This is a genomic window from Pseudomonas nitroreducens (assembly GCF_010994165.1).
Classification (GTDB): Bacteria; Pseudomonadota; Gammaproteobacteria; order Pseudomonadales; family Pseudomonadaceae; genus Pseudomonas; species Pseudomonas nitroreducens.
The window spans coordinates 403,821-426,761 of the sequence record NZ_WMBX01000006.1 but is presented as its reverse complement, the minus strand read 5'-3'; the positions used below and the strand labels follow the sequence as shown (position 1 = coordinate 426,761).

General features: G+C 65.7%; 19 protein-coding genes and 1 pseudogene. 12 read left to right on the top strand and 8 right to left on the bottom strand.

The genetic code is table 11. The features are described from left to right. Window positions 1–12: 12 nt before the first annotated feature. The 5 genes from GJV37_RS25800 to moaA all read right to left on the bottom strand — a co-directional run bounded on the left by GJV37_RS25800 (window position 13) and on the right by moaA (window position 3,837). Window positions 13–990, bottom strand: coding sequence for a formate/nitrite transporter family protein (locus GJV37_RS25800; RefSeq protein ID WP_024763158.1), 978 nt, complete (start codon window positions 988–990; stop codon window positions 13–15). 81 nt (window positions 991–1,071) lie between these two features. After that, window positions 1,072–1,557 carry a hypothetical protein gene (locus GJV37_RS25795; protein WP_037017080.1) on the bottom strand — a complete coding sequence of 162 codons (486 nt, stop codon included), beginning with the start codon at window positions 1,555–1,557 and terminating at the stop codon, window positions 1,072–1,074. Next, window positions 1,554–1,889 (bottom strand): low molecular weight protein tyrosine phosphatase family protein, encoded by a 336-nt coding sequence (locus GJV37_RS25790; protein ID WP_170859716.1) that lies wholly within the window; start codon window positions 1,887–1,889, stop codon window positions 1,554–1,556. The genes GJV37_RS25795 and GJV37_RS25790 overlap by 4 nt, the downstream gene beginning before the upstream one ends. 59 nt (window positions 1,890–1,948) lie before the next feature. Further along, the gene (locus GJV37_RS25785) at window positions 1,949–2,779 is read right to left on the bottom strand and encodes a substrate-binding periplasmic protein (RefSeq protein ID WP_193453072.1); all 831 of its coding nucleotides are present in this window, start codon (window positions 2,777–2,779) and stop codon (window positions 1,949–1,951) included. Between the two features lie 62 nt (window positions 2,780–2,841). Beyond that, entirely contained in the window at window positions 2,842–3,837 is a 996-nt protein-coding gene (moaA, locus tag GJV37_RS25780; RefSeq protein ID WP_170859718.1) for a GTP 3',8-cyclase MoaA, read from the bottom strand. A gap of 193 nt (window positions 3,838–4,030) precedes the next feature. On the opposite strand from moaA, the gene GJV37_RS25775 reads away from it, so the two are divergent. Further along, on the top strand, window positions 4,031–4,684 hold the full coding sequence (locus GJV37_RS25775) for a TetR/AcrR family transcriptional regulator (RefSeq protein ID WP_037017082.1): 654 nt from the start codon (window positions 4,031–4,033) through the stop codon (window positions 4,682–4,684). Window positions 4,685–4,880: 196 nt separating this feature from the next. Here the strand turns inward: GJV37_RS25775 and GJV37_RS25770 are convergent, their stop codons facing one another. Further along, entirely contained in the window at window positions 4,881–5,312 is a 432-nt protein-coding gene (locus tag GJV37_RS25770; RefSeq protein ID WP_024763153.1) for a GlcG/HbpS family heme-binding protein, read from the bottom strand. A 338-nt stretch (window positions 5,313–5,650) separates the two neighbouring features. Here GJV37_RS25770 and gcl point away from each other — a divergent pair, with 338 nt between their 5' ends. The 11 genes and pseudogenes from gcl to GJV37_RS25715 all read left to right on the top strand — a co-directional run bounded on the left by gcl (window position 5,651) and on the right by GJV37_RS25715 (window position 20,158). Continuing rightward, a complete protein-coding gene (gene gcl / locus GJV37_RS25765) occupies window positions 5,651–7,426 on the top strand; it encodes a glyoxylate carboligase (RefSeq protein ID WP_054911137.1) in 1,776 nt (591 codons plus the stop codon). A gap of 136 nt (window positions 7,427–7,562) precedes the next feature. Continuing rightward, entirely contained in the window at window positions 7,563–8,345 is a 783-nt protein-coding gene (gene hyi / locus GJV37_RS25760; RefSeq protein WP_170859719.1) for a hydroxypyruvate isomerase, read from the top strand. 69 nt (window positions 8,346–8,414) lie between these two features. Continuing rightward, window positions 8,415–9,305: a 2-hydroxy-3-oxopropionate reductase gene (locus GJV37_RS25755; protein WP_024763150.1), complete on the top strand. Its 891-nt coding sequence runs from the start codon at window positions 8,415–8,417 to the stop codon at window positions 9,303–9,305. A 220-nt stretch (window positions 9,306–9,525) separates the two neighbouring features. Beyond that, window positions 9,526–10,788 (top strand): annotated as a pseudogene (locus GJV37_RS25750) (glycerate kinase type-2 family protein); the annotation flags it as partial. Between the two features lie 271 nt (window positions 10,789–11,059). Then, window positions 11,060–12,490: a pyruvate kinase gene (gene pyk / locus GJV37_RS25745; protein WP_170859720.1), complete on the top strand. Its 1,431-nt coding sequence runs from the start codon at window positions 11,060–11,062 to the stop codon at window positions 12,488–12,490. Window positions 12,491–13,003: 513 nt separating this feature from the next. Beyond that, window positions 13,004–13,918, top strand: a complete 915-nt coding sequence (locus tag GJV37_RS25740; RefSeq protein ID WP_170859721.1) for an urea transporter — start codon at window positions 13,004–13,006, stop codon at window positions 13,916–13,918. Between the two features lie 32 nt (window positions 13,919–13,950). Further along, window positions 13,951–14,787, top strand: coding sequence for a diaminopimelate epimerase (gene dapF, locus GJV37_RS25735; RefSeq protein WP_024763146.1), 837 nt, complete (start codon window positions 13,951–13,953; stop codon window positions 14,785–14,787). Window positions 14,788–14,991: 204 nt separating this feature from the next. Next, window positions 14,992–16,236 (top strand): serine/threonine transporter SstT, encoded by a 1,245-nt coding sequence (gene sstT / locus GJV37_RS25730; RefSeq protein WP_037013914.1) that lies wholly within the window; start codon window positions 14,992–14,994, stop codon window positions 16,234–16,236. Window positions 16,237–16,312: 76 nt separating this feature from the next. After that, the gene (locus tag GJV37_RS25725; protein ID WP_170859722.1) at window positions 16,313–17,164 is read left to right on the top strand and encodes an ion transporter; all 852 of its coding nucleotides are present in this window, start codon (window positions 16,313–16,315) and stop codon (window positions 17,162–17,164) included. A 151-nt stretch (window positions 17,165–17,315) separates the two neighbouring features. Further along, entirely contained in the window at window positions 17,316–18,971 is a 1,656-nt protein-coding gene (locus tag GJV37_RS25720; RefSeq protein WP_281368016.1) for a mucoidy inhibitor MuiA family protein, read from the top strand. A gap of 188 nt (window positions 18,972–19,159) precedes the next feature. Beyond that, window positions 19,160–20,158, top strand: coding sequence for a sulfate ABC transporter substrate-binding protein (locus GJV37_RS25715; RefSeq protein ID WP_024763142.1), 999 nt, complete (start codon window positions 19,160–19,162; stop codon window positions 20,156–20,158). 93 nt (window positions 20,159–20,251) lie between these two features. Here the strand turns inward: GJV37_RS25715 and GJV37_RS25710 are convergent, their stop codons facing one another. Continuing rightward, window positions 20,252–21,349, bottom strand: coding sequence for a DmpA family aminopeptidase (locus GJV37_RS25710; RefSeq protein ID WP_170859723.1), 1,098 nt, complete (start codon window positions 21,347–21,349; stop codon window positions 20,252–20,254). 28 nt (window positions 21,350–21,377) lie between these two features. After that, a complete protein-coding gene (locus GJV37_RS25705; RefSeq protein ID WP_038803426.1) occupies window positions 21,378–22,742 on the bottom strand; it encodes an APC family permease in 1,365 nt (454 codons plus the stop codon). Window positions 22,743–22,941: the final 199 nt, after the last annotated feature.

Here is a 22,941-nt window from a genome sequence, read left to right as displayed (position 1 = left end):
AAAAACGGCGCCTCAGGGCGCCGTTTTCTTTTTCGGGACTTTTTCCGGCGGCGATGAGGTATCGCTGCGAACCTGGGCGTGGCTCATCAAGGCAAAGATCAGGCTGCCGCCGACGATATTGCCCACCAGCGTGGGCAACGCGAAGTCGACGACGAACGCCGCCAGCCCGACCTCCCCGGCAAACATCAGGTAACCCACTTCGCAGGTGCCGACCACGATGTGGCTGAAACTGCCCAGCGCCATCAGGTAGGTGACCAGGAAAATGATCCACACCTTGGCGTTCTCCGCCGCCGGCACCAGCCAGACCATGGTGGCGATCATCCAGCCAGAGACGATGCCCTTGGAAAACATCTGCCAATGGTCGTTCTCCATGACCTCGCGGCCGATCTCCAGGAAAGCCTGATCCACCTTGGTATCGAAGATCGGCAGGTGCAGCATGCCGTAGGCGAACAGCAGCGCACCGACGATGTTGCCCGCCAACACTACCGACCACAGCCGCAGGAGCTGCCCGAACTTCTCCAGCGTCGGCTCGCTCATGACCGGCAATACCGCCGTCAGGGTGTTCTCGGTGAACAGTTGCTGGCGCGCGAGAATGATTGCCAGAAAGCCCACCGGATACCCGAGGCTGGTGGTGATCACTGCCATGTCGTGATCAGGCAGACGCGCGCGGAACAGCCCCATGGCCATCAGCGACAAGCCGATGGTCAGGCCGGCGGCCAGCGCCGACCACCAGAGCGCCGCCAGGGTGCGCTCCAGTTCGTGGTTGCCTTGCAGGCGTATGACTTCGTGCAACACCAGTGCGCGCGGCGGCTGGCTCTTCTCGACCTTGCGACGCTCTTCGGCAGAGAGATCGTCCGCGGTATCACTGCCCGCCTTCGATTCCCTGGCCTGGGTGCCTGGTGCGGTCTTGCGCGTTGCGGCAGAGTCGCTGCCCTTGCTACGCGGCCGCGACTGGGCTGCGCCGCGAGCGGGCGGTTTTTCGGTGGCCATGCGGAGCACCTCGCTGGGACAGTGCAGATTTAGGCTGCGACCGCTGCGCTTCGGTTCCGGAAATCTTAGGGTGCGCCGAAATCAGGAAGTCGGCTCGATCCGCAGCCGGCGCCAGTCCGTGTCCAGATGACCGAGGTAGACGCAGCCGTGCCCACGGGGAAAGAGAATGTGCTCGGGGCCGATCCCCGGCCCCTCAAGACGCAGCAGGCGCCCCCAGGGATGATGACTGACGCGCCCGCGCACGTCCTCGACCGCCCCGCCGCGCCACCAATGGATGGCGGCCTCGGCATCCTCCACACCTTCGGGCTGCATGATGCGCACAGGCTCATCACGCCAGCCGATCACCCGCTGCGGATCGAACCCCGCCTGCTGCGCAAGCGGCACCGGCACAATCCACAACGCGCCGTCGCGCTCTTCCAGCAACACGGCCAGCTCGCACCATTGCGGCTGCTCCAGCGCCCAGAGCAGGTCGCCATCGATCTCCAGCGAAGGCTCGGGCTGGGCCTGGATACGGAACCCCGGGCAGACCAGCACTGCATCCCGGAGCGCAATACGGACTTCGCTCACGCCTGAGCCTGCCGCAGGAAAGGCCCGACCTTGTGCTCGAGAATCCGCACCAGCTCCGGTTGCAGGTAGCCGTAGTTATCGGGGATATCCAGGCATACCAGGCGCTTGCCGCGCATCGCCATGGGGAATCGGCGCAGCAGCGCCTGTCGCTGCCTGCGCTCCATGACGAACACCAGATCAGCCCACTCCAACTGCTCGACGCCCAGCAGAACCTCCGCGTCCTGCGCCAACCCAGCGGAGTCGGTCTCGACCTCCGGCCAGTTGGCGAAGACAGCTTCGGCAGTGGGACTGCGCAAGCGGTTGCGGCTACAGATGAACAAAGCGCGGCGCACTTCATCCTCCCTACGGCTGGCGCGCAAACGACAGCGGCGATTCTAGGGAAGATGGAGGATCAGGGCGACTTCTGTTTCGCTTTCTGCCGCTCGAGGAAATCCACCTTCCACTGCTCGACGCCCAGGTGCTCGGAGTCCAGGCTCGCCTCGACGCCGTACTTGGCCTTGAGCGCTGCGACTTCCTTGGCATGGTCGACGAGGAAGCGGTCGAAGCGCTGGATGAGGTCGCCCTGCCTCACCGTGGACAGGTGGAACGCGCTGCGGGTATGCGGCAGCGAAGGATCGAACACCAGCGCACCGGGCTTGGCGCGAATGTTGTCCAGGTAGTAAGTGGCGACCACCACGTTGAAGTAGGCGCCGTCGGCCTGCCTCTTCAGCGCGGTATGAACCATCTGCCGAAGGTCGGCGCTGGGCGCCAGGCTGATCTGCCCGGCCTGGATCGGCGCCTCGTAGCCCCGCGGCGTCCAGCCTTCCACCAGCGCCAGCCGCTTCAGCGCGCCGATGCCCTGCCCCAGGCGCTCCGGCGCAACCAGCACGCCATCGACGTACTGCGTCACCGGCTGGCTATAGCGCAGGGTCTTGCCGGCCTTCTGCTCCGGAGCCCAGTCGGGGTTGTCGGGATACTTGAGATCGACCTCGCCGGAAAGCAGCGCCGGCAGCAGCGCGTCCACCGGTAGCGGACGGTATTCCAGGGTGATGCCGCTGCTGCTGGCGAACAGATCCAGCACATCGCGGGCGAAGCCCTGGTAATTGCCCTGGGCATCGGTGCTGTAGTGCGGAGCGAAGGGAAGGTTCTCGACGCCGACCACGTAGGTCTGCGCCACGACAGGAGCGGAAATGACGGGGGACAGGATGCTGGCGAGCGCCCAGCAGAAGGCCTTGAGCTTCAAACGACTCTCCTTGTGACGTGTTGTTGTTCTATCGGCAGGTCAGGCAACCCGCCGTGGCGGACTCAGCCGCCGGTCATGCTCATGAAGCGCAGCACCTGTACTTGCTGATCCGCTTCGAAATGGTGGCGCTCAGGCTTGAGTTGCAGCGCGCGCATCAGCGCCTCGCGCAGGCGCACGCTGTCGCCGGGGTGTTCGCGCAGCAGTTGGCGCAGGTCCAGCGCGCCTTCATGGCCAAGGCAGAGCACCAGCTTGCCTTCGGCGGTCACCCGCACCCGATTGCAGTCGCCACAGAAGTTGTGGCTGTGGGGGGAGATGAATCCAATGCGGCTGGCGTAACCGTCGATGCGGTAGTAGCGCGAAGGCCCGCCGCTGCGCTCGGGCGTGGGCAGCAACTGCCAGCGTTCGGCGAGCTGCGCGCGGACTTCGTCGCTGCTGCACAGGGTCTGCTTGCGCTCGTGGCTGCTGACGGCGCCCAACGGCATCTCTTCGATGAAGCTGATGTCGATGCCCTTGGCCAGGGCAAACTCCACCAGGTCACACACCTCATCGTCGTTGCGGCCCTTCTGCACCACGGCATTGAGCTTGATGCGCTCGAAGCCGGCCTCGCGGGCGGCGTCGATACCGTCGAGCACCTGCTCCAGCCTGTCGGAACGGGTGAAGGCGGCGAAGCGCTCGCGGCGCAGGGAGTCGAGGCTGATGTTCAGGCGGCGCACACCCGCAGCTCGCAGCTCAACGGCGCGCTCACGCAGTTGCGAGCCATTGGTGGTGATGGAAAGGTCTTCCAGTTCCGGCCGCGCGCCCAGCCTGGCCAGCAGGCCGGTCAGCCCCTTGCGCACCAGCGGCTCCCCGCCGGTAATGCGGATGCGCTTCACACCCAGGCCGATGAAGGCGTCGGCGACGGCTTCGAGCTCCTCCAGACTCAATACCTGATCGCGCGGCAGGAACTGCATGTCTTCGCTCATGCAGTAGGTGCAGCGGAAGTCGCAGCGGTCGGTGACCGACAGGCGCAGGTAGGTGATGCGTCGACCGAAGGGGTCGACCAACTGGGAATCGGACATTGGGGTTCCGGATGGCAGGTGCCGAACGAAAGTGCGCTAGAAATACCGCAGAACCTTGCCGCTGTACACAAAAAACCGACCCATGAGTCAGGAAAATGCGTACAAGCGCCTGAGTTGAGGGCTTCCGGAGCCCGGTGCTACCATGCCCGGCTTATATTTGGTGACCACGCAATACAAGAAAGAAGACCAGCCAATGACCAGCATTCGCGAGCGTAACCGGCGCCTGATCCTGCGCGCAGCCAGCGAGGAGTTCGCCGAGAAGGGGTTCGCGGCGACCAAGACCAGCGACATCGCCGCTCGCGCCGGGCTGCCCAAGCCCAACGTCTACTACTATTTCCAGTCCAAGGAAAACCTCTACCGCAGCGTGCTGGAAAGCGTGGTGGAACCCTTGCTGCAGGCGTCCGCGCCGTTCCGCGAGGACGACGAGCCGAGCGAAGCACTGCGCGCCTACATCCGCTCCAAAGTGAAGATTTCCCAGGAGTTGCCGCACGCCTCGAAGGTATTCGCCAGCGAGCTGATGCACGGAGCACCGCACCTGCCCAAGGAATACCTGGAGGAACTGAACGCCCAGGCCCAGCGCAACATCGCCTGCCTGCAGAGCTGGATCGACCGCGGCCTGCTGGCACCGGTGGACCCGCACCACCTGCTGTTCACCATCTGGGCGGCAACGCAGACCTATGCCGATTTCGACTGGCAGATCTCCATGGTCACCGGCAAGACCAGCCTGAGCGATGCGGATTTCGAGGCGGCCACCGAGACCATCACTCGCCTGGTGCTGCGTGGAACGGCGCCGGACAACGGCAGCGAGCCGAAGGCGCAGGGGCGTTTGCGGCCGCTCTCGATCTAAGCGTTTTCAACCGTTGCAGCATGGGTATCGCTTCGCTCCACCCATCCTACTGGCACCCCGGAAACGCGTAGGAGCGAGCTTGCTCGCGATCCCGCTTCACACCTGAAACGACCGGTGTTAATGGAGGTTCGCGAGCAGGCTCGCTCCTACAAGTTCGCCCAGGCGCACGACGAACGCGCGCCCTTCCCGTCTTCGATCAGCCCGCGTCCGCGACCAGGCCCAGCGCCTGAACGCCGCGGATAGCGCACTGCTCATCGATATCCGACACATCGCCGCTGATGCCAATGGCACCGATCACTTCATTGGCCGAATTGCGGATCAGCACACCACCTGGCGCCGGCACGACGTTGCCCTGCGCCAGCGTATTCACCGCCGCAATGAATGACGGCCGCTGCTGAGCGTCCGCCGCCAGCACGCGCGACGACTTGCCCAGCGCCACCGCCCCCCACGCCTTGCCGATGGCGATCTGCGGGCGAAGCATGCTCGCGCCATCCTCGCGCTGCAGGCTCAACAGATGCCCGCCAGCGTCCAGCACAGCGATGGTCAGCGGCGCAGTGGACAGCTCGCGGCTGGCCACTAGGGCGTGACGGGTAATGTCCAGTGCGGTTTCCAGGCTCAGGGTGGTCATGAGGTTTTCCTCTTCAAGGGTGATAAGCCGGATCACGCTGTGCGCACCGATGAATGCTGCACACACGCGCATCAGAAATCTGTACGCAATCTAGTAGCCGAAGGTCTCACCCAAAGCAACTTAAAAGGACAATCTGCATCTATTTTTGTATACATTTTTTCAAACGATAGTTTGACCCTGCGTTCAGGTTTTCTCGGAAACCAGCGCAGCAGAAGGCTTTCAGTGAAAAATGACCGCTCAGTCCCTCGTATACAACCCGTCTTGACCTTCGTCGAGTTGCCTGCCTAGAATCGCCTCAACTTTTGTACACAATCAGTATAAGAACCGAGGAACAAAATATGGCCAGAATGAGAGCAATCGAGGCTGCCGTACTCGTCATGCGTCGCGAAGGTGTCGATACCGCCTTCGGCGTACCGGGCGCCGCCATCAACCCCATGTACGCGGCCATGAAGAAACTCGGTGGCATCGATCACGTCCTGGCCCGCCACGTAGAAGGCGCCTCGCACATGGCCGAGGGCTACACCCGCACCAACGCCGGCAACATCGGCGTGTGCATCGGCACCTCCGGCCCGGCCGGCACCGACATGGTCACCGGCCTGTACTCGGCTTCCGCCGACTCCATCCCGATTCTCTGCATCACCGGCCAGGCTCCCCGTGCGCGCATGCACAAGGAAGACTTCCAGGCCGTGGACATCACCAGCATCGTCAAGCCGGTCACCAAGTGGGCGACCACCGTGCTGGAGCCGGGCCAGGTGCCCTACGCCTTCCAGAAGGCCTTCTTCGAAATGCGCAGCGGCCGTCCCGGCCCAGTGCTGATCGACCTGCCGTTCGACGTGCAGATGGCCGAGATCGAGTTCGACATCGACGCCTACGAGCCGCTGGCGGTCAACAAGCCCAAGGCCACCCGCGCCCAGGCCGAGAAAGCCCTGGCCCTGCTCAATGATGCCGAGCGTCCGCTGATCTGCGCCGGCGGCGGCATCATCAACGCCGACGCATCCGACAAGCTGGTGGAATTCGCCGAGCTGACCGGCGTGCCGGTAGTCCCGACCCTGATGGGCTGGGGCACCATCCCCGACGATCACCCGCTGATGGCCGGCATGTGCGGTCTGCAGACCTCGCACCGCTACGGCAACGCCACCGTCCTGGAGTCGGACATGGTGTTCGGCATCGGCAACCGCTGGGCCAACCGTCACACCGGTTCGGTCGACGTCTACACCGCTGGCCGCAAGTTCGTCCACGTGGACATCGAACCGACCCAGATTGGCCGCGTATTCACCCCGGACCTGGGCATCGTCTCCGACGCCGGCTCCGCCCTGGACGTGTTCCTGGAAGTGGCCCGCGAATGGAAAGCCGCCGGCAAGCTCAAGGACCGCAGCGCCTGGGTCGAATCCTGCCGCGAGCGCAAGCGCACCATGCAGCGCAAGACCCACTTCGACAACGTGCCGGTCAAGCCGCAGCGCGTCTACGAAGAGATGAACGAGTTCTTCGGCAAGGACACCTGCTACGTCAGCACCATCGGTCTGTCACAGATCGCCGGCGCGCAGTTCCTGCACGTGTACAAGCCGCGCCACTGGATCAACTGCGGCCAGGCCGGCCCGCTGGGCTGGACCATTCCGGCAGCGCTGGGCGTGGTCAAGGCCGACCCGAGCCGCCAGGTCGTCGCACTGTCGGGCGACTATGACTTCCAGTTCATGATCGAAGAGCTGGCCGCCGGCGCGCAGTTCAACCTGCCGTACATCCACGTGCTGGTGAACAACTCCTACCTGGGCCTGATCCGCCAGGCGCAGCGCGGTTTCGAGATCGACTACTGCGTGCAGCTGGCGTTCGAGAACGTCAACGCGCCGGAGCTCAACGGTTATGGCGTCGACCACGTCGCCGTGGTGGAAGGTCTGGGTTGCAAGGCGATCCGCGTATCCGACCCGAACCAGATCGGCGCGGCCTTCGCCCAGGCCCGCGAGCTGATGCAGCAGCACCGTGTACCGGTGGTGGTCGAGGTCATCCTGGAGCGTGTCACCAACATCTCCATGGGCACCGAGATCAACGCGGTCAACGAGTTCGAAGAGCTGGCCCTGAAAGGCGTCGACGCGCCGACGGCCATCTCGCTGCTCGACTGATTAGTCGGACCGAACGACTCCTCCCTGCGGGGAGGAGCTGGGGGTGGACATTTCCTGGCGGGGAGTCCCCCACCCCCAGCTCTCTCTAAAGAAGAAGCCGAGCACCACGCACCACCCGTTCAACAGGAGTGACCCCATGCCCCGTTTCTGCGCCAACCTGTCCATGCTGTTCACCGAGGTGGACTTCCTCGACCGCTTCGACGCCGCCGCACGCGCCGGTTTCAGCGGTGTCGAGTACCTGTTCCCGTATGACGTCGAGGCCAAGGTGATCAAGGCCCGCCTGGACGCCAACCAGCTCGAGCAAGTGCTGTTCAACCTGCCTGCCGGCGATTGGTCGAAAGGCGAACGCGGCATCGCCTGCCACCCGGACCGCGTCGAGGAATTCCGCGCCGGCGTCGACAAGGCCATCGCCTACGCCAAGGTCCTGGGCAACACCCAGGTCAACTGCCTGGCCGGCATCCGGCCGCAGGGTCATGACTGCGCGACCATCGAAAATACCTTCCTGAACAACCTGGAGTACGCGGCGGGCAAGCTCGAAGCCGCGGGCATCAAGCTGGTCATGGAAATGATCAACACCCTCGACATTCCCGGCTTCTACCTGCAGACCACCCAGCAGGCCCAGGACATCCGCGAGAAGGTCGGCAGCGCCAACCTGTTCCTGCAGTACGACATCTACCACATGCAGATCATGGAAGGTGACCTGGCGCGGACGCTGGAGAAGAACCTCGCCTCGATCAACCACGTGCAGCTGGCCGACAACCCCGGCCGCCACGAACCGGGCACCGGCGAGATCAACTACCGCTTCCTGTTCGACCACCTGGACCGCATCGGCTACCGCGGCTGGGTCGGCTGCGAATACAAGCCCAAGACCACCACCGAAGCCGGCCTTGGCTGGCTGAAGAGCCACAACGTCATCTGATTCGCCGGCTGGCGCGGTAGGTACGCACCGCGCCAGCCAGCCTAACAAGAACAACCAGGAGAATTCCTCATGGCCAAAATCGGATTCATCGGCACCGGCATCATGGGCCTGCCCATGGCGCAGAACCTGCAGAAAGCCGGTCACCAGATCTTCGTTTCCACCCACCACGATGCAGCGCCTGCCGCCCTGGTCGAAGCCGGCGCCATCGGCTTGGCCAATCCCAAGGAAGTCGCCCAGGAAGCCGAGTTCATCATCGTGATGGTCCCGGACACCCCGCAGGTCGAAGACGTGCTGTTCCGCAAGGACGGCATCGCCGAGGGCGTGGGCCCGAACAAGGTGGTGATCGACATGAGCTCGATCTCCCCCACCGCCACCAAGACCTTCGCCGAGAAGATCAAGGCCACTGGCGCGCAGTACCTGGACGCCCCGGTTTCCGGCGGTGAAGTCGGCGCCAAGGCCGCGTCCCTGAGCATCATGGTCGGCGGCTGCCCGAATACCTTCGAACGCGCCCTGCCGCTGTTCCAGGCCATGGGCAAGAACATCACCCGCGTCGGCGGCAATGGCGATGGCCAGACCGCCAAGGTGGCCAACCAGATCATCGTCGCCCTGAACATCCAGGCCGTTGCCGAAGCCCTGCTGTTCGCCGCCAAGAATGGCGCGGACCCGGCCAAGGTGCGTGAAGCGCTGATGGGCGGCTTCGCCTCCTCGCGCATCCTCGAAGTGCACGGCGACCGCATGGTCAAGGGCACCTTCGATCCGGGCTTCCGCATCAGCCTGCACCAGAAGGACCTCAACCTGGCCCTGGCCGGCGCGCGCGAACTGGGCCTGAACCTGCCCAACACCGCCAACGCCCAGCAAGTGTTCAGCACCTGCGCGGCCATCGGCGGCAGCAACTGGGACCACTCCGGCCTGATCAAGGGCCTGGAGCACATGGCCAACTTCTCCATCCGCAAGGATTGAGAGGCGGCGGATAACGCCACGGCGTTATCCGCCAGCAAGAGCAAGGTGACGGGCGAGGTTATGGGAGTGGCGTCGCCCGCCATGCTGCAAAGCGACTCGAACACCCGGCCGTTGGGAATCACGGCCTTGCCGGCCGGGGCGTTCGAATCCATCGCTGAGTCTCCTTTGCCAAGGAGATTGAGCCATGGATACACCACAACAAGAATCACGGGAGCCTGTCATGAGCCTGGACCCACGCGCCTTCCTGCGCGAGCTGTTCGACACCGCCATTGCCGCCGCGCATCCGGCCCAGGTACTGGCGCAGCACCTGCCCACCGATAAAGGTGGCCGCACCATCGTCATCGGCGCCGGCAAGGCCGCCGGGGCCATGGCCGAAGTCGCCGAGCAACACTGGAACGGCCAGGTCGAAGGCCTGGTCGTCGCGCCCTACGGCTACGGCGCGCAGTGCCACAGCATCGAAGTGGTGGAGGCCTCGCACCCAGTCCCGGACGACGCCGGCGAACGCGTTGCCCGTCGCGTACTGGAACTGATCAGCGGCCTGACCGAAAGCGACCGGGTAATATTCCTGCTCTCCGGCGGCGGCTCTGCCCTGCTTGCCCTGCCGGCCGAAGGCATCAGCCTCGACGACAAGCGCAGCGTGAACAAGGCACTGCTGAAATCCGGCGCGGCCATCAGCGAAATGAACTGCGTGCGCAAGCACCTCTCGGCCATCAAGGGCGGCCGCCTGGCACGCGCCTGCTGGCCGGCCAGCGTGTACACCTACGCGATTTCCGACGTGCCCGGCGACGAGGCCACGGTGATCGCCTCCGGCCCCACCGTGGGCGACCCGACCACCTCCGCCGACGCACTGGCGATCCTCAAGCGCTACGCCATCGAAGTCCCGGCGAACGTGCGCGCCTGGCTGGAAGACCCGCGTTCGGAAACGGTAAAGCCCGGCGACGAGTGCCTGTCGCGCAGCCACTTCAAGCTGATCGCCACACCCCAGCATGCCATCGACGCCGTGGCTGCCAAGGCTGAAGCCGCTGGCATCCCGACGCTGATCCTCGGCGACCTGGAAGGTGAGTCCCGCGAAGTGGCCAAGGTCCACGCCGGCATCGCCCGGCAGGTTCGCAAGTACGGCCAGCCGCTGAAGGCGCCGTGCCTGATCCTCTCCGGTGGCGAGACCACCGTGACCGTGCGCGGCAATGGCCGCGGCGGACGCAACGCCGAGTTTCTCCTCAGCCTCACCGCCGACCTGAAAGGTGAACCGAACATCTGGGCCCTGGCGGGGGACACCGACGGCATCGACGGCATGGAAAGCAACGCCGGTGCCCTGATGAGCCCGTGCAGCTACAGCCGTGCCGCCAAGGCCGGCCTGAACCCGCTGCACGAGCTCGACAACAACAACGGCTACGGCTTCTTCGCCGAACTGGGCGACCTGGTGATCACCAGGCCGACCCGCACCAACGTCAACGACTTCCGCGCCATCCTGGTCCTCGAGAATGCAGGCTCGAATCAGGTGATTTCGTCGGCCGCGACGGAGGCCAGCTTGTCGCAGGGCGAGGCGCGAGGAGAGAGATTTGGTGATTCCAAATGACCGACGAGCAACGCTGCACTGCGACAAGCTGGCCCCGTCCCTTCGGGTAGCGTGTCTGCGTTCGCCATGCGTCGTTGCGGAATTTGCGAAGGGAACGCCATTAGCTGCATTCCGCGTCTAGCCTGGCGAACGCTGACCCAGCAACGCGGCCACGAAATCACCTGATTCGAGCCTGATTATGACTCCTGACAAGAAAGTAAAAATCCTCGCGACCCTGGGCCCGGCGATCAAAAGCCGCGACGACATCCGCGCATTGGTGGAAGCCGGCGCCAACCTGTTCCGCCTGAACTTCAGCCACGGCGAGTACAGCGACCACGCCCAGCGTTTCGCCTGGGTGCGCGAAGTGGAAGCCGAACTGAACTACCCCATCGGCATCCTCATGGACCTGCAAGGGCCGAAGCTGCGCGTGGGCCGTTTCGCCGAGGGCGCCGTCCAGCTGGAGAAGGGCCAGACCTTCACCCTCGACCTCAACGACGCACCGGGCGACCAGCAGCGCGTCACCCTGCCCCACCCGGAAATCATCCAGGCGCTGGAACCGGGCATGAGCCTGCTGCTGGACGACGGCAAGATTCGCCTGCAGGTGCTCAACGCCCACAGCGATGCCATCGAAACCCGCGTGATGAACAGCGGCGAGCTGTCCGACCGCAAGGGCGTCAACGTCCCGGAAGCGGTGCTCAAGCTCAGCCCGCTGACCGCCAAGGACCGCCGTGATCTGGCCTTCGGCCTGGAGCTGGGCGTGGACTGGGTGGCGCTGTCCTTCGTGCAGCGTCCCGAAGACATCGAGGAAGCCCGCGCGCTGATCGGCGACAAGGCATTCCTCATGGCCAAGATCGAGAAGCCTTCGGCGGTGCAGTCCATCGAAGCCATCGCCCGCCTGTCCGACGCGATCATGGTCGCCCGTGGCGACCTCGGCGTGGAGATGCCGGCCGAGAGCGTGCCGGGCATCCAGAAGCGCATCATCCAGGTCTGCCGCCAGCTCGGCCGCCCGGTGGTAGTGGCGACGCAGATGCTCGAATCCATGCGCTTCTCCCCGGCGCCGACCCGTGCCGAGGTGACCGACGTCGCCAACGCCGTCAGCGAAGGCGCCGACTGCGTGATGCTCAGCGCCGAAAGCGCCTCGGGCCAGTACCCGCGTGAAGCGGTGGAGATGATGGCGAAGATCATCCGCCAGGTCGAAGCCGAGCCGGACTACCAGGCGACGCTGGAGATCAACCGCCCGGAACCGGACGCCACCGTCTCCGACGCCATCAGCTGCGCGATCCGCCGGATCAGCCGCATCCTGCCGGTGGCGGTGCTGGTGAACTACACCGAGTCCGGCGCCTCGACCCTGCGCGCCTCCCGCGAGCGGCCCAAGGCACCGATCCTCAGCCTCACCCCGCAACTGAAATCCGCCCGCCGCCTGACCGTGGCCTGGGGTGTCCATTCGGTGGTCAACGCGCAGCTCGCCCATGTCGACGAGATCTGCTCCACCGCCCTGGACATCGCCCTGGCCCAGCGCATGGCACGCCGTGGCGACACCGTGGTGATCACCGCTGGCGTGCCCTTCGGCCAGCCGGGCAGCACCAACATGCTGCGGATCGAAACGGTGGCGCCGGCGCTGGAAGTTTGATGCAAGCCTGAGAGCCCCTCTCCCCAACCCTCTCCCTGAAGGGAGAGGGGGCAGTTCGGCGCCGCCAGTGACTCCGGTGTTCCGCCTTCTGCCGCTCAAGCCCCCTCTCCCGCTTGCGGGAGAGGGCTGGGGAGAGGGCAACCGAGTTCAGGAGCCACGCCAACGCGCGTGCCTCCGCACCGAGTCACTCCCGGACGGACGGGGCCGGGAATACGGGGCCGCGTCCCCGTCCGTCCGGGTTTGACCTTGCTACTGAGTGCTTCAGCAGCAGAAACATGAGCACCGAATGCTTGTCGGTCCATGGCCCCCACGCAGCAACTCCCAATGCTGGCCATGGAACTTTGAGGCTGTTGGCGGCGATCCCGCCGGCAGCCTCTTTTCTTTTTCCAACCCCGTGGCGCGGCCCCGTATGGCGGCGTCACAGAATGCTCACGCACTGCTCGTCGATGGGGCCTCGATGCTCCACACCTAGCGAAGCGCTGCGGAGCCTCATTTAACCTGCCCTGTACCCACATGCACCTGAATCCTCTCTCCAGGAAACATCCGCTGCGCACCCGGCTGATCGGCTTCGGCCAGATCTACCTGCAGGCTGACGCACGCTTCGGCCTGATCCTGCTGCTGACCATCGCCTGGTCCGCACCGCAGCTGCTGCCCGGCGCCTTGCTGGGCGCCCTGCTCGGCCCGCTCACCGCGCGCTTCGTGCGCGAGCCGCAGGCGGACATCGACGCCGGCCTGCACGACTACAACCCGATCCTCATCGGCCTGCTGCTGCCCTTCGTATTCCAGTGGTCGCTGGGGCTGGTGATGCTGACCATCGCCGCCATCCTCACCTCGGTGGCGGTGCAGGCCGTGCTATTGCGGCAGTCACGCCAGCGCTTCGGCCTGCCGGCCTATACCTCGGCCTTCGTGCTGCTGGGCTGGGTGTCGGTGACGCTGGGCAAGGCCCTTGGCTTCGCGCCAGCGGCCGCGACCGCCTGCCTGTCCTGCGGCACGGTGAACCCGTTGCTGGACTCGACGACGCAGGGCTTCGGCGAGGTGATCTTCCTCGGTGAACCGCTCGCCGGCCTGACCATCGCCCTCGGCCTGCTGCTGGCGGATCGTCGCGCCGCGTTCTGGGCGCTGCTCGGCGCCGCAGGCGCCTTGGCCATCGCGCCGCTGCTCGGCCTGCCGGCCGCCTCCGCTCAGGCCGGACTGCTCGGGCTGAACGGCGCGCTGGCCGGGATCGCCCTGTCGCTGCGCTTCCGCAGCCCCCTGGCGCCACTGTGCGGCATCCTCCTGGCGGTGCTGCTGCAACCCTGCTTCGCGCTGGTCGGCCTGCCCGCCTTCACCGCGCCCTTCATCCTCGCCTGCTGGCTGGTGATTCTCGGCCAGCGCGTGCTGGATGCGCTGCTGAGCCAGGGCACGGAACACACCGGGCCGCGTGTATAGTCGGAGCTTTCCACTGGCGACGGACCGCGACCATGCACTTCGTGAAATACCAGGCACTGGGCAATGACTATCTGGTGTACGCCGGCAAAGCGCCCTTTACCCTGACGCCGGCGCAGATCGGCCGGGTCTGCGACCGCCACTTCGGCATCGGCTCCGACGGCATCCTGCTGGCGAATCACAGCGACAGCGCCTTCGGCCTGCGCATCCTCAATCCGGACGGCTCGGAAGCGGAGAAGAGCGGCAACGGCCTGCGCATTTTCTCCCGCTACCTGTGGGATTGCGGATTGGTCGCAGACCAGCCGTTCGACGTCGTCACCGCCGGCGGTACGGTCACCAGCCAGGTATTCGACGAGGGGCGCACCGTCGAGGTATCCATGGGCCGCGCCGAGTTCGCCTGTGCAAGGATTCCGGTGCGGGTCGATGCCCCCGAGGCGCTGGGCTATCCACTGGAAATCGACGGCGTCGCGCTGGAGATCAACGCCGTTTCCATGGGTAATCCGCACTGCGTGGTCTTCGTCGAACAGACCAGCCCCGAACTGGCACGCCGCCTCGGTCCGCTGCTGGAAAATCATCCGCTGTTCCCCCGGCGCAGCAACGTGCAGTTCGTCCAGTGGCTCGCCCGCGACGCGCTGCGCGTCGAAATCTGGGAGCGCGGCGCCGGCTACACGCTGTCCTCCGGCACCAGCAGTTGCGCGGCGGCCGCAGTGGCACGCCGGCTGGGGCTGTGCGATGAGCACATCGACCTGCACCTGGCTGGCGGCCGCCTGGAAATCCGTGTCGCTGATGACTTTCAGGTCACCATGCGTGGCGCCGTGCAACGGGTCGCCGCCGTCGACCTGGACCCGGAAACCTTCGCCGACCTGCGCTGAATTCCCCTTATTGCCAAGGCGACCGGCATGGATCAATGCCGGCGCGCGCGCAGCCGTCCAGACTGCGACCTGACACCTGAAGAAGCACAACCTGACCGATCAATCGACGGGTAGCCGCGCATTTGCCGGCTTCAGACGGCATAATCCGCGCCCTTGCGCATCCGGCCACGGGTGCGTCCCCTCATTCACGCAGCGAACGATGTCATGACGCTTCCCACTCCCACCCTCCTGCAGCGGCTCAAGGGCACCAGCCTGGTCCTGCGGATCTTCATCGGCATGCTCTGCGGCATCGCCCTCGCCCTGCTCTGGCCGCAAGGCGCACAGGCGGTCGGCCTGCTCGGCAAGCTGTTCATCTCCGCGCTGAAGGCCGTGGCGCCGATCCTGGTGCTGGTACTGGTGATGGCCTCCATCGCCAACCACAAGCAGGGCCAGCGCACCCATATCCGCCCGATCCTGGTGCTCTACCTGATCGGCACCTTCTCCGCCGCGGTGGTCGCGGTGATCGCCAGCTTCGCCTTCCCGTCGAACCTGGTACTGCATGCGCCCAGCAGCGAACTGGCACCGCCCGGCGGTATTGGCGAAGTGCTGCGCTCGCTGCTGTTCAGCGTCACCACCAACCCGGTGAAGGCGCTGCTGGAGGCGGACTTCATCGCCATCCTGGCCTGGGCCATCGGCCTGGGGATCGCCCTGCGCCACGCCCGCCAGACCACCCGCGACCTGCTGGATGACATGGCCAACGGCGTCACCCTGATCGTTCGCGTCGTCATCGCCTTCGCCCCGCTGGGCATCTTCGGCCTGGTGGCCGGCACCATCGCCGAATCCGGCTTCGACGCCTTGCTCGGCTACCTGCACCTGCTGGCCGTGCTGCTGGGCTGCATGCTGTTCGTGGCGCTGGTGGTCAACCCGCTGATCGTCTTCGCCAAGATCCGTCGCAACCCTTACCCGCTGGTGCTGATGTGCCTGCGCGAGAGCGGCATCACCGCCTTCTTCACGCGCAGCTCGGCGGCCAACATCCCGGTCAACCTGCAACTGTGCGAGCGCCTGGGCCTGCACGAGGACACCTACTCGGTGTCGATCCCGCTGGGCGCGACCATCAACATGGCCGGCGCCGCCATCACCATCAGCGTGCTGACCCTGGCGGCTGTGCATACCCTCGGCATCGCCGTGGACCTGCCCACCGCCATCCTGCTCAGCGTGGTCGCCTCGGTCTGCGCCTGCGGCGCTTCCGGCGTGGCCGGCGGCTCGCTGCTGCTGATCCCGCTGGCCTGCGGCCTGTTCGGCATCTCCAGCGAGGTGGCGATGCAGGTGGTGGCGGTCGGCTTCATCATCGGCATCCTCCAGGACTCGGCCGAAACCGCGCTGAATTCCTCCACCGACGTGCTGTTCACCGCCGCGGCCTGCATGGCCGAAGGCGACGTGGACGAGCAGCAGGCGACCGAGCGCGCCTGATGCTCCCGGCGGGGCGGCATCAGCCGCCCCGCCGCATCTCGGCTAAGGTGACTGAACCCGTTCCGCGGATTCATCCATGGCCGACCCCCAAAGCTTTCGCCAGCGCCTCTACATCATCATCTTCGAGTCCGACACAGCAGCCGGGCGGCGCTTCGACAGCGCACTGCTGATCGTCATCCTGGCCAGCCTGCTGGTGGCCTTTCTCGACAGCGTCGGGCGTATTCACCAGCAGTTCGGCACCCTGCTCAGTGGAATCGAATGGTTCATCAGCGGGCTATTCCTGATCGAATACCTGCTGCGCCTGTACTGCTCACCCAAACCGCTGCGCTACGCCCTGAGTTTCTACGGCCTGATCGATCTGCTGGCGGTGCTGCCCGGCGTCATCGCACTGTTCTATCCCGATGCCCAGTACCTGCTGGTGGTACGCGTGGTACGTCTGTTGCGTGTCTTCCGCATCCTCAAACTGCGCCAGTACCTGCGCCAGGCCGACTTCCTGCTCACCGCGCTGCGCGGCAGCCGGCAGAAAATCACCGTGTTCTTCCTCTCGGTAATGAGCCTGGTGACGGTGTTCGGCTCACTGATGTACGTGGTCGAAGGTCCCGAGCACGGCTTCACCAGCATTCCGCGAGGGATCTACTGGGCCATCGTCACCCTGACCACCGTGGGCTTCGGCGATATCACTCCGAAGACGCCGCTGGGCCAGGCCATCGCCAGCCTGGTAATGCTCACCGGCTACTCGATCATCGCCGTGCCCACCGGCATCTTCAGCGCCGAGCTGCACAACGCCATGCGCCAGGAGCGCCCGCCAGGGCAACTGGACAAGCCCTGCCCGGCCTGCGCCAAGGCCAGCCACGAGGCCGAAGCGGCGTTCTGCTCGCGCTGCGGCAACGCGCTGTTCCCGCGAATGAATGACACGACGCCACGTTGATCCCGGTTGGATTACCGCTCGTCGGCCATCGCGACGGAACACCCCCCGCGCTCAACCCGTTCTTCACGCCCGGTGCGTCACAAGCACCATGGACGGACGCCATGGTGGCGTTCCGCAGTGTCGGTCGCCTTCCAGGCCCCGAGGTGAGCACATGCCCTTTCGACTCCATCCACTGATCCTCGCCATGACCGGTGCGCTGGCCAGCACCTCGCTGCTGGCCGCGCCACAGGTGGCCGACAGCCGCATCAGCGCGGTGACCGTCTACACCGACCGCGCCATCGTCACCCGCACCGCCACCCTGCAGCTGCCCGCCGGCCAGCACGAGATCGCCCTGGAGCAGTTGCCCCTGCGCATCGATGACAACAGCCTGCAGGCCTCGCTCAGTGCCAGCGCCGCCGCGACCCTGTTCGACGTCAGCAGCGCGCCGCAGGTTTCACCGCCCTCCGAGGACAACCGCCTGCAACAGCTGGACGCGCAACTGCGCGACCTCGAACGGCAGGAGCGCGAGATCAGCGACCGCGGCAGCGTGCTGGAAAACCAGAAGCAGTTCCTCGCCGACATCCAGGCCAGCAGCACCAAGCCGGGCAAGAACCAGGCACTGCCGAGCATCGACGAACTGAAGAACCTGCTGCAGATGAGCGAAGGCAACCTGGGCCGCATCCTCGACGAGCAGCGCAAGCTCGACCAGCAGGGCGAGGAACTGCAGCAACGCAAGCAGGAACTGGAGAACCAGCGCAGCCACCTGGCCGGCGACGGCACCCACTACAAGCGGGCCATCCTGCGCGTGGCGCTGGAGAAGCCGGCACAAGTCCAGCTGCAGCTCAGCTACACGCTCTACGATGCCTCCTGGCGCCCGGCCTACGACGCCCGTCTGCGCGACGGTGAGGACAAGATCGAATTGACCTACCAAGGCATAGTCCGGCAGAGCAGCGGCGAGGACTGGACGGACGTCGACCTCACCCTGTCCACCGCTCGCCCCAACCTGGGCAGCAGCGTGCCGGCGCTGTCGCCATGGTTCGTCGACACCTTCGATCCACGCACGGTAATGCCCGCCCGCCCCGCTCCAGCACCGGCCGCACCGATGATGGCGATGGAAGCGAAGAAGGCCCAGCGCTTCGTCGCGGACGAACAGGCCGTGGCCGGTTCGCTGGCGGAAATGCCTGTCGCCGTCGCCGACGTCAGCGGTGCCACCACCAGCGCCTCCTTCCATATCCCGACCCGCGCCACGCTCAACAGCGATGGCAGCTCGCAGAAGGTTTCCATCGCCCAGTTCAAGCTGCCGACGACCTTCCGCTACCTGGCCACGCCATCACTGCGCGAAGCCGCGTACCTGCAGGCCGATACCCGCAATGCCAGCGACTACCCACTGTTGCCCGGGACCCTCAACACCTACCTGGGCAATACCTTCGTCGCCAGCGGCCAGTTGCGCGCGGTGATGCCGGGCGAGACCTTCGAGCTGGCCCTGGGCGGCGACGAAGCGATGTCGATCAAGCGCAAGCTGGTCAACCGCTACACCGACTACACCGGCCTCACCGGCGGCCGCAAGCGCGTCACCTACGAGTTCCGCATCGACGCGCAGAACAACCACAAGACCGACCAGCGCCTGCAGTTCAAGGACCAGCTGCCGATCTCGCGCAACGAGCAGATCAAGGTCACCCTGCTGGAGCCCGAAGGCCAGGAGGCCAGGCGCGAAGACGACGGCAAGCTGCTATGGGACTGGCAGCTGAAACCGGGCGAGAAACGCAGTACCACCCTCAAGTTCAGCGTCGAGTATCCCAAGGAGCTGGAAGTCAGCGGGCTGGAATGACGACTGCCGGAGCAGCCCTTGCCCGGCCGGCCTGCTAGGCTGCCGGGCAACTTTCCTCTTCGTGGCATGCGCAACAGCGCGGCGCGGGAAACGGCTCGCCGCATAAGCAAATAGCCTTTAAGTATTTAATTGCCATATAACCTGTCGGCATAATCGACGCCCAACAACACTGCCAAAAGGAACTGCTCGTGAAACGTCTGTTCAGCGCCTCGCTGCTGGCCGCCGGCCTTGCCCTGGCCTCCGCCGCCCAGGCCGCCCAGCCCCTGCTCAACGTCTCCTACGACGTGATGCGCGACTTCTACAAGGACTACAACGCCGCCTTCCAGAAACACTGGCAGGCCGAGAAAGGCGAGAAGATCACCATCCAGATGTCCCACGGCGGTTCCAGCAAGCAGGCCCGCGCCGTGATCGACGGCCTGCCGGCCGACGTCATCACCATGAACCAGGCCACCGACATCGACGCCCTGGCCGACAATGGCGGCCTGGTGCCGAAGGACTGGGCGACCCGCCTGCCGAACAACAGCGCGCCTTTCACCTCCGCCACCGTGTTCATCGTGCGCAAAGGCAACCCGAAGGGCCTGAAGGACTGGGACGATCTGGTGAAGCCGGGTATCCAGGTCGTGGTGCCGAACCCGAAGACCTCGGGCAACGGCCGCTACACCTACCTCTCTGCCTGGGGCTACGCGCAGAAGCACGGCGCCGATGAAGCCAAGGCCAAGGAATTCGTCGCCCAGCTGTTCAAGAACGTCCCGGTGCTGGACACCGGCGGCCGCGCAGCGACCACCACCTTCATGCAGAACCAGATCGGCGACGTGCTGGTGACCTTCGAGAACGAAGCCGAGATGATCGCCCGCGAGTTCGGCCGTGGCGGCTTCGAAGTGGTCTACCCGAGCGTCTCCGCCGAAGCCGAGCCGCCGGTGGCGGTGGTCGACAAGGTGGTCGACAAGAAAGGCACCCGCGCCGAAGCCGAGGCCTACCTGAAGTACCTGTGGTCCGACGAAGGCCAGACCATCGCGGCGAACAACTACCTGCGCCCGCGCAACCCGGAAGTACTGGCCAAGTTCTCCGACCGCTTCCCGAAGGTGGACTTCTTCTCCGTGGTGAAGACCTTCGGCGACTGGCGCACCGTGCAGAAGACGCACTTCGCCGACGGCGGCGTGTTCGACCAGATCTATACCCCGAACTGATCCATCGGGACGGCAAAGACAAAAGCCGGAGCTGCCCAGCAGCCCCGGCTTTTTTCATGCTCCGTTCATGCAACAGTGTGCCGGATGCCCCGGTTATCCCTTCCAGCCGGTCTCACGCAATGCCGCCAGCAAGCGCTCCCCGCTCAGCGCCGGCACCAGCACGCCGTCGTCGGTGCGCATGTCCTTGCCGGCCAGCAGCACGTTGACGATGGCCTCCTCCACCGCTTCCGCCGCGGCGGCGAACAGTGGCGAGATGTGGTCGTTGTTGACCATCTCCAGCGCCGTGGCGAACGGCAGGTTCTTGCGCCCGTAGTCCGCCGGCGGCAGGTCGCGGTTGCCGGTGGCGAAGGCAAGGAAGATGTCGCCGCTGGAATCGTCGGTCCCGCCACCAGTCCGGGCGATCCCCAGCGAGGCGCGTTGCGCCAGGCGCTGGCACTGGTGCGGCAGCAACGGCGCATCGGTGGCCAGGATCACCACGATGGAGCCCATGCCCGGCGTGCCCTGTTCGGCGAAAGGCGACGGCAGGTCGCCCAGCTGGCGGCCGACCGGGTAGCCGTCCACCCGCAGCTCACGGCGCTGGCCATGGTTGGCCTGCACCAGTGCGCCCACGGTCCAGCCGCCCTGCTCCGCCGGCAGCTTGCGCGAGGCCGTGCCGATACCGCCCTTGAACTCGTGGCAGATCATCCCCGTGCCGCCACCCACCGGGCCTTCCCGCACCGGGCCGGACTCGGCCGCGGCCAACGCCTCGCGCACCTGCTCGGCGCGCACATGCTGGCCCCAGATGTCGTTGAGCAGCCCATCGTAGGTTTCCATCACCACCGGCATGCACCAGTAGATGGACGGGTCGGCCAACTCGGCATGCTCGGCGGCGATCAGCGCATCGCGCACCACGCCCACACTGTGGGTATTGGTGATGGCGATGGGCGTGGTCAGCAGGCCCGCCTCGCGAATCCACTCCAGCCCCGTGGCGTCGCCATTGCCGTTGAGCACATGGCAGCCGGCAAAACAGGGTTGCTGGCGTGCCGCCCCCTCGCGCGGCTGGACCACCGTGACCCCGGTGCGTACGGCGCGACCATCGCGCTCGCCGATCAGGGTGCTGTGGCCAACGCGGATGCCGGGAACGTCGGTGATGGCGTTGAACTCGCCGGGCGTGCCCAGGCCGAGGGTGATGCCGAGTTGACGAGCGCGCATGCTGTCTCCTTGGTTGTCGAGCAGGGTTTCAGAGCTTCTGGAAGGCCGGGCTGAGCTTGCCGTAGGTGCTGTAGAGAATCACCGACACGGCCAGTATCCCGACAATGATCATGATGTCCCGCGAGGAAGCGTCCATCAGCAGGTTGAGCAACAGGTAGCCGGCGCCGACCACGGCCAGCATCGCGGGCAACGGCCACAGCGGCATGCGGTACGGGTGCTCGCGATCGCGGCGCAGCACGCGGCTGAACAGCGCACAGAGCGCCACCACCAGGTAGACCATCACCAGCAGCAGCACGGTGAAGGAGGTCAGCTCCTCCAGGTTCGAGCTGAAGCTCAGCGCCGCCGAGGGCACCCCGAGGAACAGCGTGGCGATCCACGGCGACTCCCAGCGCGGATGGATGCGGGTGAAGGCGCGGTTCATCAGCGGCGTCCACAGCTCGTCGCGGCCGCTGCTGAAGATCACCCGGCCGACCTGGATGACGATGGCGACTATGGCGTTGAACACCGAGAGGAAGATGCCGGCGCTGACCAGCCGCGACAGCGTTTCGTTGCCGTGGGCGGTGAGCAGGTAGCCGACCGGGTCGGGGCTGGCGATCATATCTTTCAGCGAAGGCGCGCCCAGCAGCAGCGCGGTCAGCGGGACGATCTCGATCGCCACCACCAGCACCAGCGACCAGATCACCGCACGATGTACGTTGCGGCCGCCGCACTTCATGTCCTCGGCCAGCAGCACTGCGCCGCCGAAGCCGTTGTAGGAGAACAGCGCGGTACCCACGGCGCCGACCACCAGCGCCCAGGGCGCGGCGGCCAGTATCCCGCCGTCGATGTGCTGCGGCTGCACCAGCACGCTCACCGGCTGGCTGACATGGCCGAAGCCGAGCACCACGATCACCAGCAGCGCCGCCACTTCGCAGAGCAGGAACACGCCAGTGATCCAGGCGTTCACGCGGATATTCAGGATGCCCAGCACGTAGCTGGCGGCGACTATCACCAGGGCCACGGTCTGGGTGTCGAAGTTCGTCCCCAGGGCGTTGTTGAGATAGGTCGCCGCCCCCGTCGCCAGTACCGGCGGGATGAACAGCAGCGAGACCAGTACGGTAAGGAAGGTGGCGTAGCCGGCGAGCCCGCCGAACACGCGCTTGGCGTAGACATACTCGCCGCCGGCGGAGCTGTGGGCCCGGCCCAGCTCGGCATAACACCAGGCGAACATCAGGGCCAGGAACCCGGCGAAGACGAACGCCAGGAAGGCCCCGCTGCCGGCCTGCTGGATGGCAAAGGGGGCGATGACGAAAACGGAGCTGGCGGGGGTGACCGCCGAGACGGTGATGGCGACTACGTCGAGCACGCCCAGGCTGGGCTTGAGCGCGCTCGCTGGCGCAGGGGAAGCGCTCATATCGTTGTTTCCTCGTGTTGTTATTGGTGGCTGAGGCAGGAACGAAGACCTTGATGCGCCCTCTGAGCGGGGCGCTGCGTGGGGTGCAGTCTGGGCATGGCGAGGGGGGCGGCCAATCACCATTTGGGGTTACGCCCCCTTGACGGCGACGGGTTAAAAGGAGGAAACCGTGGGCCGACTCCTCCACCCCTCTCAGAGA

What these genes read in the sequence shown, in the direction of transcription:
- GJV37_RS25800 (WP_024763158.1), bottom strand. Translation starts at nt 990, where the DNA reads ATGGCCACCGAAAAACCGCCCGCTCGCGGCGCAGCCCAGTCGCGGCCG.
- moaA (WP_170859718.1), bottom strand. Translation starts at nt 3,837, where the DNA reads ATGTCCGATTCCCAGTTGGTCGACCCCTTCGGTCGACGCATCACCTAC.
- GJV37_RS25775 (WP_037017082.1), top strand. Translation starts at nt 4,031, where the DNA reads ATGACCAGCATTCGCGAGCGTAACCGGCGCCTGATCCTGCGCGCAGCC.
- GJV37_RS25770 (WP_024763153.1), bottom strand. Translation starts at nt 5,312, where the DNA reads ATGACCACCCTGAGCCTGGAAACCGCACTGGACATTACCCGTCACGCC.
- gcl (WP_054911137.1), top strand. Translation starts at nt 5,651, where the DNA reads ATGGCCAGAATGAGAGCAATCGAGGCTGCCGTACTCGTCATGCGTCGC.
- hyi (WP_170859719.1), top strand. Translation starts at nt 7,563, where the DNA reads ATGCCCCGTTTCTGCGCCAACCTGTCCATGCTGTTCACCGAGGTGGAC.
- GJV37_RS25755 (WP_024763150.1), top strand. Translation starts at nt 8,415, where the DNA reads ATGGCCAAAATCGGATTCATCGGCACCGGCATCATGGGCCTGCCCATG.
- pyk (WP_170859720.1), top strand. Translation starts at nt 11,060, where the DNA reads ATGACTCCTGACAAGAAAGTAAAAATCCTCGCGACCCTGGGCCCGGCG.
- GJV37_RS25740 (WP_170859721.1), top strand. Translation starts at nt 13,004, where the DNA reads ATGCACCTGAATCCTCTCTCCAGGAAACATCCGCTGCGCACCCGGCTG.
- dapF (WP_024763146.1), top strand. Translation starts at nt 13,951, where the DNA reads ATGCACTTCGTGAAATACCAGGCACTGGGCAATGACTATCTGGTGTAC.
- sstT (WP_037013914.1), top strand. Translation starts at nt 14,992, where the DNA reads ATGACGCTTCCCACTCCCACCCTCCTGCAGCGGCTCAAGGGCACCAGC.
- GJV37_RS25725 (WP_170859722.1), top strand. Translation starts at nt 16,313, where the DNA reads ATGGCCGACCCCCAAAGCTTTCGCCAGCGCCTCTACATCATCATCTTC.
- GJV37_RS25720 (WP_281368016.1), top strand. Translation starts at nt 17,316, where the DNA reads ATGCCCTTTCGACTCCATCCACTGATCCTCGCCATGACCGGTGCGCTG.
- GJV37_RS25710 (WP_170859723.1), bottom strand. Translation starts at nt 21,349, where the DNA reads ATGCGCGCTCGTCAACTCGGCATCACCCTCGGCCTGGGCACGCCCGGC.
- GJV37_RS25705 (WP_038803426.1), bottom strand. Translation starts at nt 22,742, where the DNA reads ATGAGCGCTTCCCCTGCGCCAGCGAGCGCGCTCAAGCCCAGCCTGGGC.